This is a genomic window from Ammoniphilus resinae, assembly GCF_017873965.1.
Lineage (GTDB): Bacteria > Bacillota > Bacilli > Aneurinibacillales > RAOX-1 > Ammoniphilus_A > Ammoniphilus_A resinae.
Genome location: NZ_JAGGKT010000011.1, coordinates 127,842 through 145,014, shown reverse-complemented (window position 1 = coordinate 145,014; position 17,173 = coordinate 127,842). Strand labels below are relative to the sequence as shown.

The 17,173-nt window shown below is 42.0% G+C and carries 17 protein-coding genes and 1 other annotated feature (1 of these 18 running past the window's edge); of the genes, 16 read left to right on the top strand and 1 reads right to left on the bottom strand.

Annotated features, from left to right (window positions below):
• Positions 1-176: 176 nt before the first annotated feature.
• The 16 genes from budA to J2Z37_RS17115 all read left to right on the top strand — a co-directional run bounded on the left by budA (position 177) and on the right by J2Z37_RS17115 (position 15,282).
• On the top strand, positions 177-1,640 hold the full coding sequence (budA, locus tag J2Z37_RS17190; RefSeq protein WP_209811526.1) for an acetolactate decarboxylase: 1,464 nt from the start codon (positions 177-179) through the stop codon (positions 1,638-1,640).
• A 99-nt stretch (positions 1,641-1,739) separates the two neighbouring features.
• Positions 1,740-2,507 (top strand): segregation and condensation protein A, encoded by a 768-nt coding sequence (locus J2Z37_RS17185; protein WP_209811525.1) that lies wholly within the window; start codon positions 1,740-1,742, stop codon positions 2,505-2,507.
• Entirely contained in the window at positions 2,494-3,084 is a 591-nt protein-coding gene (scpB, locus tag J2Z37_RS17180; RefSeq protein ID WP_209811524.1) for an SMC-Scp complex subunit ScpB, read from the top strand. The genes J2Z37_RS17185 and scpB overlap by 14 nt, the downstream gene beginning before the upstream one ends.
• Before the next feature lie 70 nt (positions 3,085-3,154).
• Positions 3,155-3,499 (top strand): hypothetical protein, encoded by a 345-nt coding sequence (locus J2Z37_RS17175; protein WP_209811523.1) that lies wholly within the window; start codon positions 3,155-3,157, stop codon positions 3,497-3,499.
• Positions 3,500-4,184: 685 nt separating this feature from the next.
• Positions 4,185-5,306, top strand: coding sequence for a D-alanyl-D-alanine carboxypeptidase family protein (locus J2Z37_RS17170; RefSeq protein ID WP_209811522.1), 1,122 nt, complete (start codon positions 4,185-4,187; stop codon positions 5,304-5,306).
• Entirely contained in the window at positions 5,307-5,900 is a 594-nt protein-coding gene (locus J2Z37_RS17165) for a nucleoside recognition domain-containing protein (protein ID WP_209811521.1), read from the top strand. It abuts the gene before it with no gap.
• 6 nt (positions 5,901-5,906) lie between these two features.
• The gene (locus J2Z37_RS17160) at positions 5,907-6,440 is read left to right on the top strand and encodes a spore maturation protein (RefSeq protein ID WP_209811520.1); all 534 of its coding nucleotides are present in this window, start codon (positions 5,907-5,909) and stop codon (positions 6,438-6,440) included.
• 23 nt (positions 6,441-6,463) lie between these two features.
• The gene (locus J2Z37_RS17155) at positions 6,464-6,877 is read left to right on the top strand and encodes an EamA family transporter (protein ID WP_209811519.1); all 414 of its coding nucleotides are present in this window, start codon (positions 6,464-6,466) and stop codon (positions 6,875-6,877) included.
• A 44-nt stretch (positions 6,878-6,921) separates the two neighbouring features.
• The gene (locus tag J2Z37_RS17150) at positions 6,922-7,653 is read left to right on the top strand and encodes a pseudouridine synthase (protein ID WP_209811518.1); all 732 of its coding nucleotides are present in this window, start codon (positions 6,922-6,924) and stop codon (positions 7,651-7,653) included.
• Positions 7,654-7,795: 142 nt separating this feature from the next.
• Positions 7,796-8,329: a thiol-disulfide oxidoreductase ResA gene (resA, locus tag J2Z37_RS17145; protein WP_209811517.1), complete on the top strand. Its 534-nt coding sequence runs from the start codon at positions 7,796-7,798 to the stop codon at positions 8,327-8,329.
• Positions 8,330-8,347: 18 nt separating this feature from the next.
• A complete protein-coding gene (resB, locus tag J2Z37_RS17140) occupies positions 8,348-9,976 on the top strand; it encodes a cytochrome c biogenesis protein ResB (protein ID WP_209811516.1) in 1,629 nt (542 codons plus the stop codon).
• Entirely contained in the window at positions 9,957-11,174 is a 1,218-nt protein-coding gene (gene ccsB, locus J2Z37_RS17135) for a c-type cytochrome biogenesis protein CcsB (RefSeq protein WP_280922231.1), read from the top strand. Before resB ends, ccsB begins: the two co-directional genes overlap by 20 nt.
• A 7-nt stretch (positions 11,175-11,181) precedes the next feature.
• The gene (locus J2Z37_RS17130; protein ID WP_209811570.1) at positions 11,182-11,901 is read left to right on the top strand and encodes a response regulator transcription factor; all 720 of its coding nucleotides are present in this window, start codon (positions 11,182-11,184) and stop codon (positions 11,899-11,901) included.
• Positions 11,901-13,709: an ATP-binding protein gene (locus J2Z37_RS17125; protein WP_209811514.1), complete on the top strand. Its 1,809-nt coding sequence runs from the start codon at positions 11,901-11,903 to the stop codon at positions 13,707-13,709. The genes J2Z37_RS17130 and J2Z37_RS17125 overlap by 1 nt, the downstream gene beginning before the upstream one ends.
• Before the next feature lie 89 nt (positions 13,710-13,798).
• Positions 13,799-14,926 (top strand): HAD family hydrolase, encoded by a 1,128-nt coding sequence (locus J2Z37_RS17120; RefSeq protein ID WP_209811513.1) that lies wholly within the window; start codon positions 13,799-13,801, stop codon positions 14,924-14,926.
• A gap of 68 nt (positions 14,927-14,994) precedes the next feature.
• Positions 14,995-15,282 carry a hypothetical protein gene (locus tag J2Z37_RS17115; protein WP_209811512.1) on the top strand — a complete coding sequence of 96 codons (288 nt, stop codon included), beginning with the start codon at positions 14,995-14,997 and terminating at the stop codon, positions 15,280-15,282.
• A 60-nt stretch (positions 15,283-15,342) separates the two neighbouring features.
• Here J2Z37_RS17115 and serA read toward each other — a convergent pair whose 3' ends face one another.
• Positions 15,343-16,926 (bottom strand): phosphoglycerate dehydrogenase, encoded by a 1,584-nt coding sequence (gene serA, locus J2Z37_RS17110; RefSeq protein WP_209811511.1) that lies wholly within the window; start codon positions 16,924-16,926, stop codon positions 15,343-15,345.
• A gap of 75 nt (positions 16,927-17,001) precedes the next feature.
• Positions 17,002-17,173: a binding site (T-box leader), on the bottom strand; it runs 72 nt beyond the window's last position.

Below are 17,173 nucleotides of genomic sequence, written 5' to 3'. Positions count from 1 at the left end.
TTGACGAAAGTCCTTCATAGATTATGAGGGGCTTTTTTATTACAAAATCGACCTTATTACTATTGAATAGTATCAAACTATTGACTTAGTCCAAAAGTTATAGTCATAATATTTATAATATAAAAAAATCGAGATAAAAATCCTATACTCATACTCGGTTGAAAGGAGCGAAGATATTGAAGAAATTTGTTGCGATTCTCTGTTTTATTTTTCTGATGGCATGGTCCTCACTATCTAGTGCAAACCCAATGACAGGAGACAACCTGACAAACTTGGCGCAAGATGATGCGAAGCAAGGCGGAAAAAACTCGCTATTCCAATACTCCACAATTAACGCTCTCATGCTAGGGCTTTACGATGGGGAAATGGAATTAAAAGAATTACGTGAACACGGTGGTTTTGGGCTTGGTACGATCAATAAGTTAGATGGAGAAATGATTGTCCTGAATGACAAATTTTATCAAATCGACAGTAAGGGCAACCTCCACCAGCTGGAAGAAACAACAAAAACACCGTTTGCGGTTGTTACACATTTTGAACCAGAATTATTTGATCGAATCGATAAACAAATCAGTATGGAGGAGTTAACTACTTTTCTTGATAAGAAATTTGTAAACAAAAACAATTTCTACGCGATTAAAGTAAAGGGGACTTTTAAATATGTCAAAGCGAGGAGTGTACCCAAGCAGGACAAGCCATATCCCCCATTGACTAAAGTAACTGCGAATCAGCCAATCTTTGAGTTCCACCAGAAAGAGGGGACGCTTGTTGGATTCTGGTCTCCAAATTACATTGCTGGAATCAATGTTCCAGGCTATCATCTTCATTTCATCACTGAAGATCAATCGAGTGGAGGACATGTTCTAGATTTCATTGCCTCTGGAGCCACTGTGGAAATTGATCCCCTTACTAGTTTAAATATGGAACTGCCGCAAAACGAAGAATTCTCCAATGCTGACTTAACAATGGTTGAGCAAAAGGATGTTGAAAAAGTTGAGGGGGAACAGAATACTACCGAAAAGAAGAGAAATCTGCCAAACGGTTTTGTTTATCTTGATGATTTGATTCCCACGGTCCAATTCGATGTACGGTACTTTGGAAATAACAATTTTGTTGGCAAGCGAATTAACGGATACAATGCTCCACTTGCGATTATGACAGAGGAAGCAGCTGAAGCATTGAAGGAAGTCCAGACCGAATTGAGGGGAAAAGGTTATACCCTTTTGATTTTCGACGCCTATCGCCCGCAAAAAGCGGTCAATCACTTTATGGCCTGGTCCAAAGACGCCAAGGACACGAAAATGAAGGAGCAATATTACCCTAACCTTGATAAAAGTGTTTTGTTCCAACTCGGTTATATCGCTGAGAAATCGGGGCATTCACGTGGGAGCACTGTGGATCTGACTTTAATCGACCTAAAAACGGGAGAAAAAGTGGACATGGGAGGAAGTTTTGATTTCTTTTCAGAAATATCACATCACGGTACGGATTTAATTACAAATGCGCAGGCCGCTAATCGAAGACTATTAAAAGATGTGATGGAAAAACACGGGTTTACCCCATATCCGGAGGAATGGTGGCATTACACGATCAAAAATGAACCGTATCCTTCGCAGTATTTTGACTTTGATGTGGAGTGAGCATCCCAACTGGGATGCTTTTTTCTATTTTACTTATGTAAACCTTGGACGTATTGTTGTATAATATTTTACAGTTTAAAGTTCAGGCGGGGATGATCAATGGCATATGAAGTGAGGCTGGATTCGTTTGAAGGCCCATTGGATCTTTTATTACATCTAATTGATAAAGCGGAAGTCGATATCTATGATATTCCCGTCACTATTATTACTGAACAGTACATGCAGTATTTATATGTTATGCAGGAATTCCAAATTGAAATTGCCAGTGAATTTCTGGTGATGGCTGCTACCCTTTTGGAAATAAAAAGTAAGATGCTGCTTCCCCGCAAAGAAGAAGTCGTTTTTCAACCGACGTTTGAGATGGAAGAGGAGTATATCGATCCCCGGCAAGAATTAGTAGAGCGGTTATTAGAATATAAGAGGTTTAAAAAATTGGCCGAAGAATTACGGGATCGTGAAACGAAAAGAAGCAAGATTTTCACAAGACCTGCAGAAAATTTGTCAACCTTTATGGTTCAGGTAGAAGAGAACCCTGTTGCGAATGTGACACTATATGATCTTGTTGAAGCTTTTAATAAAGCATTAAACAAGGAGGATAAACCGGAGACCAAGATCACTCGGATCCACCGTGATGAAATCTCTGTAAAGGAACGGATCAAAGAAATAAAAGAGCTTCTGTCCATAACTGGAAACGTCCGCTTCTCCCAGCTTTTTTCTGGCTCCCCAAGTAAAGCGGAAGTTGTTACATCCTTTATGGCCATCTTGGAAATGATGCGTAAGTTTCAGATTCGATGCCTGCAATCGACTTTATTCGAGGACATTATCATTACCGCTAATAAGGGGGATGAGCAGGATGCAGAATTTTGATGTAGAGGAAATAAAAAGTGTCATCGAAGGTCTGTTGTTTGTCAGTGGCGACGAAGGGTTAGACCTGAAGACAATTGCCGATATTGTGGATCTGCCGGTAGAGCAAGCAAGGGAATTAATTCATCAAATGCAACTGGATTTTCGCCAAAGCAGGCGTGGCGTGCAGATCATTGAGATTGCAAACACCTTCCAATTTGCAACACTTCCGGATCATGCAAAATACTATGAAAAGCTAGCATCTTCCCCCAGCCACTCAACTTTATCACAGGCTGCTCTGGAAACACTGGCAATTATCGCTTATAAACAGCCGATTACTAGGGCGGAAATTGAGGATATCCGTGGGGTGAAATGTGAGAAGGCGATAAACACGCTGATGAGTAAAAAGCTGATTCAAGATGCAGGGCGATCTGAAACAACCGGCCGCCCGATCCTTTATAGGACAACCACCGAGTTTATTGAGTATTTCGGTTTGAAAAATATTGGGGATCTCCCACCCGCGCCATCCATTGAGGATAGTGACGGTGTGGAGGAGGAAGTAGATTTATTGTTTCAAAAATGGAACGAGCAAAAAGCATAATCTTCATTTGCAGTTTACCAACAAAATGCTATAATGTTTCCGTATCAAATAAGAGGAGTGTCCAAAACATATGATTCAATCCCTGTACGATAAAATGCTAGAGTATCTTAAAATGGATACAGAAATTGATTTTAAAGAATTTAATGATTATTATAAAACCGTTCTCGAGGAATTAGAAAAGAATTACAAGGAATACGACCAAGAGAAAGGGATCCAAGCACTGTTTGTGATGGATAATTTAAAAACAAACAGCGATTCCCGACTCACCCGGAAGTTTCCAGAAGCGAAGAAATACAAAAAAATTTCCGAACGATCAAAGGTGTGGGTTGAGGCTCTCTTCCTCCACTTGTTGCAGCATGGGATGACCGATAAGGAAATCCAGGCGAAAATTGAAGAACTATATGAATTAGCGTAAGGATTAACGGGGGAAATTCCCGCTAAATTAGAAAAGTTAGGTGAATCTCTTTAAATAACGGGAATTTTCCCGCTAAAGGAGAAAAACGCCTAACTTTTTGTCTTTTTATTTGAGCATTTGATACAAATTAGCGACTTTGCGATCCGCTTGATTTGGCGACCGGACCGAGGAGACCTTATTTGGGTAAAATTGCCCTTTTCGTGGGGTATGGAGGACTCAGAAGACCTTATTTGCTTTAAATCCTTGGATATTTGACACTTAACAGCGGAATAGCGTCTTTTGGGTCCGGATCCCCCTTGAATATAGGGATCTAATGAGAAATAAAGGCTCTACAGTCCGCTTGATCCCCTGTGTTAATCTTAATATCTGTAACCGCTCTCAATCTTTAGTGGGCGAAACTCTTTACCCTTCCCCCAAAAACCAAAATAGTGAAAAAAGCCTCCACCGTCAGACCATTCCCAAAAATTTTCATAAGAATGTTGGATAAGCATATACATGTACAAACACGATTGAGGTCGTCCGACAGAAGAAGCCCTCTACGAGGACAACTAAATTGTTTGCGAAAGAGAGCGTATTCTACGTAGTTCGCAAACGTTAGAAGAAGCCCTCTACGAGGACAACTAAATTGTTTGCGAAAGAGAGCGTATTCTACGTAGTTCGCAAACGTTAGAAGAAGGAGGAAAAGATGGTTCGAAGAAAGAGATGGTTGGTTTGGATGGTGATTTTGACGTTCTTATTCCCTTTGTTTTCTATAACGAGTACGGAAGCTGCAGCAGCCCCTTCGATCTCTGCCCAGGCAGCAGCTGTGATCGATGTGGAATCTGGGCGGATTTTATATGAAAAGAATGGAAACGAAAAAATGCGTGTGGCCAGCTTGACGAAGATTATGACTGCCATTGTAGCTATTGAAGAGGGGAATTTGCAGGAGATGGTCCGTGTACCTAGTCATGCAGTTGGGACAGAGGGGTCATCCATTTATCTGCGGAAGAATGAGGAGCTTTCCTTGGAGGACTTGTTATATGGTCTGATGTTAAGATCAGGCAATGATGCGGCGGTGACGATTGCTGATCATATCGGCGGCTCGGTCGAAGGCTTTGCCCGTTTAATGAACGAAAAAGCTCAATATCTGGGCTTGTCTGGCACTCATTTTACGAATCCTCATGGTTTGGACGACAGCAATAATCATTTTTCAACAGCCAATGATCTGGCGAAATTAACGGCTTATGCGCTGCATAATCCCGATTTCAAGAAGATCGTTGCAACGAAGGTGAAAAAGATTCCACAAGCCGGAGAAAAATGGGATCGGAATTTGATAAACAAAAATAAGATGCTTTCCTACTATGAGGGGGCTGATGGGGTAAAAACGGGCTACACCAAGCTTGCAAAACGTTGTTTAGTCTCCTCTGCGACCCGTGAAGAAAGACAAGTTACAGTTGTGACGCTAAATGCTCCGGATGACTGGGATGATCATGCGAAACTGCTCGATTACGGGATGAAGCAGTTTACACGGACACAAATTGTTTCTGAAACGGAGATGTTTAATAATCTGCGTCCCATTCGATCCTTTTATTACCCATTAGCCGAAGGAGAAGCCGAGCATATCACCAAACGAGTCCAGCAAGATCAATCGATCAAATCGATACTGCCGGGCGGGGTAGCAGGATACCTGCATATCAACTTAAAGGATAAGGAAATTGCCAAGATCGGCTTGGTCTATCAAACGGAGGAATCGATGAAATGGGGGGAGGGGGGACCGGTTACGCGCTTCTTCCAAATTTTTAAATCGATGGTCCTGGGAGGCCTGTAAATGGTTAACTGGATATGGTTCGGACTAATTATGATTGGGGTTATTGTCGCCGGCATAAACGGCAGAATAGAAACGATTAGTGAGGCAGCTTTTGAAGGAGCGAAGACGGGAGTTACAGTCTGTTTTGGTTTAATCAGTATCCTCGCCTTCTGGTTGGGGATGATGAAGATTGCCGAGGAATCGGGGCTGTTGCTAAAGTTGCAGAAGTTACTTAGTCCCATCGCTTCCTTTTTGTTTCCCCAGGTTCCCAAGGATCACCCGGCAATGGGCTATATCCTTTCCAATATGAGTGCCAATATGCTTGGCTTGGGAAATGCAGCTACACCGATGGGGATCAAAGCGATGGAAGAACTTCAAAAGCTCAATCCCGACCCGAAAACCGCAACACCCGCGATGTGTACCTTGCTGGCACTAAATACGTCAAGTATTACGCTAATTCCAACAACTATCATTGCCATTCGGATGAATTATCAGTCGGCAAATGCTGTAGAAATAGTCGGGACAACTTTGTTTGCCACGATGGTTTCCACAACTGCAGCCATTCTTTTGGATAAATATTACCGTTATCGTACTAGTGGCTATAGGAAAGGATGAGGAAATTTGTATGGAGTTATTTCTTCGGCCTCTATATGGGCTATCCCATTGCTGCTTTCCATTATTTTAGTTTATGGCATGTATAAAAAAGTGCCCGTCTTTGAGGTGTTTGCGGAAGGGGCAAAGGGTGGTTTTGATACAGCGATTAAAATTATTCCCCATTTGGTTGGGATGCTCGTGGCTGTTTCTATCTTTCGTCAGTCCGGGGCACTCGAATGGCTAACTACGATTATTCAACCTGTGCTGACATTTTTACATATCCCAGGAGATATTATACCGCTCGCTTTGCTCCGACCCATCACTGGGGCTGGCTCGCTGGCCGTGACCACCGACATTATTGCCAACTTTGGACCAGATTCATTCCTTGGACGATTGGCATCAACGATGCAGGGCTCTACCGACACCACGCTATATGTTTTGACTGTTTATTTCGGGGCGGTCGGTATCCGCAATAGTTTATATGCCTTAAAGGTAGGCCTGCTTGCGGATTTGGTTGGAATTATCGCGTCATTATTTATCGTTACAGTTATTTTTACATAGGTAATAGCTTGGGGGGATGGGAAATGTTTTATCTTAGTCTTTTCTTTGCCACCGTTGTCTGGGGAATGAATGTGATCATTGATAAACAGGCTCTAAAAACAGGGCATCCAATTGAAGTGAATTTTATAACCACCATGACTATGGCGATCGTCGTGATGATCTATTTTGTGTTAGCTAAAAAAGCAGGCATGTCTTTTGCCTACTCCCCCCAAACGATAAGTTTCAGTATTCTAAACGGCATCCTTGTACCAACCTCCTTTGTTGCCTATTTATATGCCCTTTCCAAAGGAGACATCAATAAGGTGATTTTAATCACCGCAACCTCCCCAATTATAGCCATTCTCTTCGCTGTCTTTGCTTTTAATGAACAAATCAATGTAACCCAATGGTTCGGCATCCTAATGACTATTCTAGGTATTTTCCTTGTGATGAGGTAAAATACCAATGTACGCCAGTTTTAGACGAGGGAAGGATGATAGGAATGGAGGAGCGACTGCAGAAGGTATTGGCGGCAGCGGGCATTGCTTCTCGGCGAAAGTGTGAAGATTTGATTTTACAAGGGAGAGTAAAAGTCAATCATCAGACGATCACTCAATTAGGACATAAAGTGTCTGACAGCGATCATATTGAGGTAGACGGTAAACCGATCTCACGCGAGAAGTTTGTTTATTTTTTATTTCATAAACCAACAGGGGTCATCACTAGTTTGAATGATCCACAAGGAAGAAAAATTGTTACGGATTTTTTTAAAGAGGTAAAACAAAGGGTCTATCCCGTAGGCAGGCTGGATTACGATACATCCGGTCTTTTGTTGCTGATGAATGATGGTGAGCTTGCCAATCAGATTGCACATCCGCGATTTGAAATTGACAAGGTATACATTGCAACAGTGAAGGGCTACCCTAGTGAAAAGACCCTTGAACGGTTGCGTAAGGGAATTATACTGGAAGATGGGCCTACAGCTCCCGCCGAGGCAAAACTCCTTGAAATGGATGAAAAAAAGGGACAAGCTGTGATCGAGCTTACGATCCATGAAGGGAGAAATCGTCAGGTTCGGCGCATGTGCCAGACGGTAGGTCATCCCGTGATTAAGTTGAAACGGGTTAGGTTGGGCTTTCTTACACTGGGCGAACTGAAAATGGGAGAATACCGTCCATTGACGGCTAAAGAGGTACAACAACTGAAATCAATGTTTGCTTCGGGCATGGAATAAGTTCCATGCTCTTTCTGGCCTTTTTTCCCAGAATGTCATATAACGTTCAAAAATGGTATTATAACTAGTGAAATATTGCAGTTATAATGAAATTAGTTTAAGGTACGTGTTATAAGAAGTTTTGGAAAGGGGGAGGGAACAATTGAACCGCTCTAGGACATGGATGCGATTGATCATTCTTGGAGTGATCTTTGTCGGTATTAGCGTTGCTTTATATAATGCGTTTATAAAAGATACAGCTGCAGTTCAGGCCAATGAATTAGCACCTGATTTTATTTTGAAAACGCTCGAGGATAATCAAGAGTTTCAGTTAAGTAAACAGGCGGGCAAAGGGATCGTTTTAAACTTTTGGGGAACATGGTGTGCCCCATGCAGAGAGGAAATGCCGGCCCTAGAAAAAATGCATCAGGAATTTAAAGATAAAGGGGTAGAAGTGATCGGGGTGAATATTGGAGAATCTGATGTCACTGTGGAAAGCTTCCGAGATACTTACCATATTTCGTTTCCTATCTTAATGGATCGGAAGAGGGAAATTACCCAGCTCTATGAAATTGGACCGATTCCAACCACCTACTTCATTGACTCTGATGGAGTGGTAAAAAAGATTGTGATCGGTGGGCCAATGGCAGAAAAAACAATTAAGGAAAATATCACGCAAATTCTTCCACAGCAGTGAGTAGTGAGGTAATAAGAAATGAATAACGTAAAATGTGAATGTGGACATGCTAATCCGGTTGGAACAGTACTTTGTGAAGCGTGCGGAAACCCTCTATTGGAGGAAATCAAACAGGGGGACAGTCCGCTTGATATGCGTTATGAGGGAGCAGCCCGGCGGTCCCAGACATACAACAAGTCGATTATAGATAAGGTATGGAATTTTTTCTCCTCTGTAAAAATCGCTGTTTATATGATCGTGATTGTTTTAGTGGCGTCGATTGTCGGAACGATCTTTCCACAGGAAGTGTATATTCCTGTTCCAAAGCCAGCGAGTATTTTTTACGAGGAAACCTATGGGTTTATTGGAAAGATTTATTATTTATTAGGTTTTCATAACTTATTTTCTTCCTGGTGGTATGTCCTTTTATTATTAATGATTGGGATCTCACTTGTCGTTTGTAGTCTGGATCGGATGATTCCACTCTATAAAGCTTTGAAAAAGCAAAAAGTGAAGCACAGCATCAACTTTTTGACCCGTCAAAGATTAAAAGCAGAAGTTTCGGTCCCTGCTGAGTGGGGAAGCAAACTGGATCAACTTCAAGGCTTTCTAAAAAAACGTCGCTACGATGTGCGCCGTGAGGGAGATTCTCTCCTCGCTGAAAAAGGTCGGTTTAGCCGCTGGGGTCCTTATATTAATCATATCGGATTAATTATATTTTTAATTGGTGCCTTAATGCGTTTGGTACCAGGCTATTATCTTGACCAATATGTCTGGGTGAAAGACGGAGAAACGAAGAAGGTTCCTGAAACCCCCTATTATGTGAAAAGCGAAGGGTTCACCATCGATTTTTACGAGAAAGAGGATCTTCCGGAGGGTGCAGGACTCGATAACCTACAAGGGGTTATTAAACAATATCAAACAAAAGCTGTGCTATATGAAAATGTCAATGCAGGGTTACCGGGTTCAGAACCAAAGCTTCAAGAGGTTGCAAGACATGATATCATTGTCAACCATCCATTGAAGTATAATGACCTCCAATTGTTCCAGTCTGGACAGCGACCAAAGGCCATCGCCGCGTTAAATATGACCTTGGTAAACGAAAAGACAGGGGATAAGATTGGCAAGTTTAAAATAGATCTGTATAACCCGCAATCTGAGTATAAAATCAATGATACAACGACGATAAAGATGCTTGAGTACTATCCGGATTTTGAATTTACAAAGGATAAAAAGCCTACAACGAAATCTCCCAATCCTGATAATCCAGCTTTCGTCCTAAATGTGATCAGTCCGCAAACGCCTAACGGCGAAAAGGCTTGGTTGTTTCTAGGTTCCTACTTGCCGGCACCTGGAACAGAAAATATTTTCGGATATGAGTTTTCCATGCCGGATTTAACGAATATTACCGGACTTATGGTGCGTAAAGATAAAAGTCTACCAGTTATATATTTTGGCTGTTTTATTTCCATGCTTGGGCTTGTCATGGGCTTCTATTGGCAGCATCGCCGGATATGGATCCAAACAGAGAGGTCATTAGTCTATGTGGCTGGGCATACAAACAAGAACTGGTTTGGACTCAAGAACGAAGTATTAGATGTTTTCAAAAAGGCGTCAATACCTGTTTCACTTGTGGAACATGGAAAGGATGGGAAGAAAGTTGATTGAGCTTAGTAGTAACCTGCTGTTGGTCGCGTTTATTTTATATATTGTTGCCAGTTTTGTGTTTGCTATCTCTGTAACCGGAAAAAGATGGGGCAAACGTGATGAACAGGCACATAAGCAACGTTTTGGTTCGATTGGATTTGGGATCACAATCGTAGCAGTTTTGGCCCATGCGAGTTATATCATTACCCGCTGGATTGGTCAGGGGCATATTCCAACATCGAATATGTTTGAATTCATTGCCTTCCTGGCTTTCAGTATCGCGGTTGCCTTTGTGATTATTTACTTGGTTTATCGCGTGCCGATTCTGGGTGCATTTGCTATCCCTGTTGTCTTCATTATGATAGCATATGCTTCCGTATTCCCGCGGACAGTTACACCGTTAATACCAGCCTTGCAAAGTTATTGGCTGAAGATTCACGTAACGACCGCTGCTGCGGGAGAAGGGATTTTTGCCGTAGGGTTTGCTGCTGGATTAATGTATCTCGTAAGAACCATCGATCAAAGCAAAAATTCTCGCAGCAGAAGATGGCTTGAAGGGACATTAACTCTCGTGTTGATGTTAGTAGGCTTCATCATTACTTCCGTTGTCTTTAATGCGATGGATTATAAAGCAGAATTTGAATTGAATATAGATAATACAAAATCCGTAGTGGAATATAAAATGCCAGCGATTGCCGGTCCCCAGAATGCTGTTCTACTTTCAGATTCGGCTATGAAACCGTGGTTTGATGCGCCGGGTTGGATGAAGGGACTTAATGCTGCGAAGAAATTGAATACCGTGATTTGGTCTGTCTTATCAGGACTTGGTCTATATGTTTTGCTTCGTTTGTTATTTAGAAAAAGGTTGGGACAGCTGTTGCAGCCAGCATTGTCTGATCTTGATCCGGAAATGATCGATGAAATCAGTTATCGCGCAATTGCCATTGGCTACCCTGTATTTACATTAGGTGCACTTATCTTTGCCATGATTTGGGCTGCAGAGGCGTGGGGGCGCTTCTGGGGTTGGGATCCAAAAGAGGTATGGGCGCTGATTACTTGGTTGTTCTACACTGCCTATTTGCATTTACGGCTTTCCAAAGGGTGGATTGGAGAAAAATCAGCGTGGCTTGCTGTTTTAGGGTTTATTGTTGTTATGGTGACATTGGTATTTGTTAATTTAGTCATAGTGGGGTTGCATTCATACGCTCAGGTGGGGTGATATTATGATGGCTAATGAGGGGATTCAAAAAGTACTAGTAGTAGATGATGAAGAAAGAATTCGCAGATTGTTAAAGATGTATCTGGAACGTGAAAATTTTGAAATTGATGAAGCAGAAGATGGGGAAAAAGCGCTAGAGTTGGCTCTCGCCAATGATTACGCATTGATTCTACTAGATCTGATGCTTCCAGGAATGGATGGAATTGAAGTTTGCCAACGACTGCGGGAAAAAAAATCAACTCCAATTATGATGCTAACAGCAAAAGGGGAAGAGGTAAACCGTATCCAAGGGTTTGAAGCTGGTACTGACGACTATGTGGTAAAGCCTTTTAGCCCAAGGGAAGTTGTGTTTCGGGTGAAGGCATTGTTGCGGCGTTCGTCCAGTACAACGTTCCTCAATACGGAGAATAATCCGCATAACATCTTGGTGTTTCCTCATCTCACGATTGACCATGATGCACACAAGGTATTGGCTGATGGGATTGAGGTAAACCTAACGCCAAAGGAATATGAACTTTTGTTATATTTGGCACAGCATCCGGAAAAGGTATTCTCCCGAGAGGATTTGCTAAAGGATGTCTGGCATTATGAATTTTTCGGCGACTTAAGAACGGTAGATACACATATCAAAAGATTGCGGGAAAAGCTAAACAAAGTTTCTTCAGAGGCGGCGGAAATGATCGCTACGGTATGGGGAATTGGATACAAGCTTGAGGTGCCAAAATAATGGTTTGGAATAGTATTGTAGGAAAGCTTTGGATTACGATTATAGGCTTGGTAGCGGTGGTTCTCACCCTGCTAAGCCTTTTATTGGTTCAGTTTTTGGACGGTTATTATTTGGAACAGCGTACAGACAATCTAAAGAAATTAGCTGTGCAGCTTACCAAGACCATTGAGGCGACACCAGATTCTGAACATATTCAAACGGCCAAAGAAATGGTAGAAGCATATAATACTAATCTTTTGGTTGTCGGTCTAAAAGAGGGTTCCATTAATGCAGTAGATCAAGGCCTGCCACAGGTACCCTCAAACCTTCTGACAGAACATCCGGTTCTTAAAAAGGCCCTAGAAGGAGAGGTGGGGGTAGTGAGGGGCCGCTTCCCGGTGCTCCAGCCGCCTATGCAGAATGAGATCGGGGAGAAGGAAATTCTGGCGGTGTCTGTCCCTTTACATACGAAAGAAGGAACAAACGGAGCCATTATTCTCTACCAGAATCTTCAAGACATGACCGAAACAACCAAAGAAACAACCAAGTACATTCTCTATGCTGCAGCGATTAGTATTTTCTTGACCACTATTTTCGCCTTTTTCCTTTCCACGAGAATTACGAACCCGTTGAGACAGATGACCAAAGCAGCGGATTCCATATCAAGAGGGAACTTTGATACCATTATTACCATTAAAAGCGGTGATGAGATTGGCGAATTGGCTTCCACCTTTAATCGGATGGCAAAACAGTTGGATGAATTAATTCATGCTTTGTCCAGGGAGAAAGACCAGTTATTCAGTGTTCTTCGCAGTATGGTTGACGGGGTGATCACTGTCGATAAGAGCGGCGAAATATTAATTATTAACCCTCCTGCTGAAGAAATGCTGAAGGCCTTAAAGTTTGAAAGTTCAGGGAAGGAATGGGGCAGTAAAGATTCATTGATCGGGTTGCAACCACCAGAACCGTTTGTTACCTATAGTAAAGAAGTGGTTGAGACGGAGCATGAATCTGTAATTGATATAACGGCACAGGGCAGGGTCTGGTCCGTTGTTTTAGCCCCTTTGTATGACCGCAATCAAGTCAGTGGGGTTGTTGCTGTTTTGCGGGATATGACGAAAGAGAGACAGCTCGATAAGCTGCGTAAAGATTTTATCGCAAATGTATCACACGAACTTCGCACGCCGCTTGCCATGCTCCAGGGATATAGCGAAGCTATCGTCGATGATATTGCGGTAAGTCCGGAAGAAACCAAGGAATTGGCACAGATCATTTACGATGAGTCTGTGCGGATGAGCAGGCTCGTCAATGAACTGCTTGACTTGGGAAGGATGGAAGCAGGCCATATTGAATTAAATCGAAAACAAGTGGAAATACTACCGATCTTCGATAAGATTATTCGCAAATTTTCCGTGGTCGGGAATGAACAAAAAATCACTGTCATCCCTGAATTTATGCTCATGCCTGAGGCACAATTTTCCCTTGACGCCGACCGCATTGAGCAGGTGTTTACAAACCTCATTGATAATGCAATTCGCCATACCCATGCAGATGGGAAAGTATTTGTTTCTACGATGATTAAGGATGACCAGCTATTTATTGAAGTGAGGGATACGGGAACAGGGATCCCGGAAGAAGATCTTCCATTTGTTTTTGAACGATTTTATAAAGCAGATAAAGCGAGAACAAGATCGCGATCAGGAACAGGGCTAGGCTTGTCTATCGTAAAGCAAATTGTGGCTGCGCATGGGGGTCAAATCAGTGTCCATAGTAAACTTGGTGAAGGCACAACCTTTTCCATTACGATTCCAAATGAACATCAAGATTAATAAAGATTTAATGTTTGTGGATATTCCTTCTCTTCATTCTCGTTGAAGTATGATAAAATAGGGATATTGTAAATTGTGGAGGAATACCAATGCTTGACTTGATTTTATTTGATGTTGACGGAGTGCTATTAAGTGAGGAAAGATATTTCGATGCCTCCGCACTAACCGTGTGGGAGATGCTCTATAGCCAAAAGTATTTAGGGATTCGTAGTGAGAATTTTTCTCCGGATCCTGTAGAGGAAGAGATTAGAAGAATTCGTAAAGAATTATTTATCGATGACCAGGTACTGTCATTAATGAAGAGCTATGGAATTAATGCAAATTGGGATATGGTTTACTTGAGTTTTAGCCACCAGCTGATTGTTCTTTTACAACAGCTTCTTCCCGAACACCGTGTGGAGATTGAACACATCATTACCAAGGAAATAACGAGAGAGAGTATTGAGAAGATAGCTTCTTTGCTTAAAAACAAAACAATCCAGATTGATTATGCAAGTTTTTTAGAGGATTTCTCAACAGGTCCGAGTCAAAATCAATCTATTCTTTACTATTTAAACAACGTCGCAGAAAAAAGATTGGGAATCAAAACGGACGTTTTCTCACCTACTAGCCTATTATGGGAAATTTGTCAGGAAACCTTTCAAGAATGGTATCTAGGAGATCAATTAGTGCCTGAAAGCATTGGCAGAGAAACTTACCAAAGTGGAAAGAAAGGCTTTCTAAGCAATGAAATTCCCATTGTTCCCCCAGAACGGATTGCAGAAACACTTGAAATGCTTCGTAATAAGGGAATAAAATTGGGGATTGGCACAGGCCGGCCAACCATTGAAACCATCATCCCCTTGCGGGAGATGGGACTCTTGTCTTATTTCGATCCTGAGCGGATCATCACGGCAAGCCATGTACTAGATGCTGAAAGTCGCTTTCCGCATAGGGCCCCTATGGCAAAACCACATCCGTTCTGTTATATTAAGGGCTGGTTGGGACTTCAGCAAGATGATGAACAAGTGATTGATTTCCAGATTAACCCTTCTGATGCTAAAAAATTAATGATTGTCGGAGATTCAGTGGCGGACTATCTGGCAGCAAAAGAAATAGGCTGCTGTTTTGCCGCAACACTTACCGGATTAACTGGTCAAGAGGCACGTGGAAAATTTGAAGAATTGCAGGCAGATTTTATCGTCAACGATATGACAGAGATTCCATCTATTCTTTAAGCAATGAACAGGCGTACTTTTTTACATTCCGTTCATAGAATATAGTAAAGTGAAAGGATGGGTGTCGAGTGAAGAAGATGACTTTAAATATCATACGCACCATTAGATATCCTTTCTACCAGGCAGTTTCTGAGGCTAGTGAAGAAGAATTTATGGACGATGAATATAAGTCTGTCTGGGAGGAAGCAGAGCAGGTGGGCATGAAGTTCTCCATCGGTGATCGAGTAGAAATATTCCGTACAATGGAATGTCTTACCCATTTTCATCATAACGGTGTCGATTACTTTTACTGTCAAGATGCAGATGATTATTGGGAAGAATTAAGTATGATTTTGGATAAGAAGGAAAAGGAATAAGCTTCTTTCGAAGCATATAAAAACCCGGTGGAGAATTCCACCGGGTTTTTCCTATATAACCTATAGATCAATTTCCGTTACGCTCGTAATTTCGTTTAATTCACCCAAAACATCCAATACATCAGGAGTTGCTGGGCGGTCGATGGAAAGAATCATAATCGCATTTCCACCCATGTCGCGACGTCCAACCTGCATCGCAGCGATGTTTACGTTATTGTTACCAAGGATGGTTCCAACACGACCGATTGCCCCTGGGCGGTCATTGTGGTGAACAAGGATTAAATGCCCTTCTGGTTGAAGATCTACAGGGTATCCGTCAACCTTGACGATTCTAGCTCCATAACCATTTAACATGGTTCCAGCAACGGTTTTCTCTTCCTGATTGGTTTTTAGACTTACAGCAATTAAGTTGGTAAACCCTTTATTTGCTGTTGATTTTTGCTCGACAACATTGATGCCACGATTCTTCGCTAAGTGCGGGGCGTTAATATAATTAACACCTTCACCTAAGTGATAAGAAAGCGCTCCTTTTAGAACGGTTCTAGTTAGGGAAGCTGTATCAATTTCTGTAAGTTCACCGGAATAGGTGACAGTAATTTCTTCTAGGCCGCCAACTGCGATTTGGGCAATGAAGGAACCCAATTTTTCGCTTAACGCAAAATACGGTTCAACCTTTTCGATGATATTTTCTGGGATAGATGGTAGGTTGACTGCATTTTTAAATGGCTGCTCACGTAAAACGTGAAGGATTTCTTCAGATACATCGATCGCCACATTTTCTTGTGCTTCCACAGTGGATGCTCCAAGGTGAGGAGTCACAATGACTTTTGGTAATTTTAACAATGGGTTTTCCATTGGTGGTTCCACTTCAAATACGTCAAGCGCTGCTCCAGCTACTTTCCCGCTGACAATGGCTTCATAAAGAGCTTTCTCTTCAATGATTCCTCCACGGGCACAGTTGATAATGCGCACGCCATCTTTCATCAAGGCAAATTCTTTCGTGCTAATTAAATATTTGGTTTCCTTGGTAAGCGGTGTATGTGTTGTAATGAAATCTGCCTGGGATACAAGTTCTTTAATGGAAGCAGGAGTTACTCCAAGCTTTTTCGCTCTTTCTTCGGTTAGGAATGGATCGTAAGCAACCACTTTCATGTTAAATGCTTTTGCCCTTTTTGCTACCTCAGTACCAATACGACCCAAGCCAACAACCCCAAGAACTTTTTGGTTTAACTCTACACCAACAAAGCTTTTACGATCCCACTGACCATTCATCATGGAATGATAGGCATTTGGGATGCGGCGAGCCAAAGCCATAATCATCGCAAAGGAGTGCTCAGCAGTAGAGATCGTGTTTCCGTCTGGTGCATTAATGACAACAATCCCTTTGCTGGTTGCTGCTTGAATATTAATGTTATCTACACCGACACCAGCCCGTCCAATCGCTTTTAAACGGGAAGCTGCTTCAATAATCGCTGGGGTAACCTTTGTTTGACTTCTTACTAGAAGTGCATCAAATTCAGGGATAATCTGAACAAGTTCTTCTTCTTTTAATCCGGTTTTTTGAACGACTTCTACATCAGTCGCTTCCAATAATTTTTGTAATCCTACTTCACTTAATGGGTCACTGACAAGAATCTTAAACATGGTTTTCTCCACCCCTAGTTTTTTTATTTTTTAAAATTGAAATGACCTCTCGACTCTCACTACTTTTGCGTTGTAGTAAGGGACGGAGAGGCCATTATTAGCTCCGTGGTGCCACCCTCATTCATCAAGATCTCGCGATCATGACCTTTGCTGGTCCTAGACCAATGCATATAACGGTGCTACCGGTTATTCCTAATCCCAAAGGTTTCAGACTAACAACTCAAAAGTGCTCTGGTCATCGGAAGAA

Bases quoted from the DNA above. Each gene is read 5' to 3' on its own strand.
- J2Z37_RS17185 (WP_209811525.1), top strand. From the start codon at position 1,740: ATGGCATATGAAGTGAGGCTGGATTCGTTTGAAGGCCCATTGGATCTT.
- scpB (WP_209811524.1), top strand. From the start codon at position 2,494: ATGCAGAATTTTGATGTAGAGGAAATAAAAAGTGTCATCGAAGGTCTG.
- J2Z37_RS17175 (WP_209811523.1), top strand. From the start codon at position 3,155: ATGATTCAATCCCTGTACGATAAAATGCTAGAGTATCTTAAAATGGAT.
- J2Z37_RS17170 (WP_209811522.1), top strand. From the start codon at position 4,185: ATGGTTCGAAGAAAGAGATGGTTGGTTTGGATGGTGATTTTGACGTTC.
- J2Z37_RS17165 (WP_209811521.1), top strand. From the start codon at position 5,307: ATGGTTAACTGGATATGGTTCGGACTAATTATGATTGGGGTTATTGTC.
- J2Z37_RS17155 (WP_209811519.1), top strand. From the start codon at position 6,464: ATGTTTTATCTTAGTCTTTTCTTTGCCACCGTTGTCTGGGGAATGAAT.
- J2Z37_RS17150 (WP_209811518.1), top strand. From the start codon at position 6,922: ATGGAGGAGCGACTGCAGAAGGTATTGGCGGCAGCGGGCATTGCTTCT.
- resB (WP_209811516.1), top strand. From the start codon at position 8,348: ATGAATAACGTAAAATGTGAATGTGGACATGCTAATCCGGTTGGAACA.
- ccsB (WP_280922231.1), top strand. From the start codon at position 9,957: ATGGGAAGAAAGTTGATTGAGCTTAGTAGTAACCTGCTGTTGGTCGCG.
- J2Z37_RS17130 (WP_209811570.1), top strand. From the start codon at position 11,182: ATGGCTAATGAGGGGATTCAAAAAGTACTAGTAGTAGATGATGAAGAA.
- J2Z37_RS17125 (WP_209811514.1), top strand. From the start codon at position 11,901: ATGGTTTGGAATAGTATTGTAGGAAAGCTTTGGATTACGATTATAGGC.
- J2Z37_RS17120 (WP_209811513.1), top strand. From the start codon at position 13,799: ATGCTTGACTTGATTTTATTTGATGTTGACGGAGTGCTATTAAGTGAG.
- serA (WP_209811511.1), bottom strand. From the start codon at position 16,926: ATGTTTAAGATTCTTGTCAGTGACCCATTAAGTGAAGTAGGATTACAA.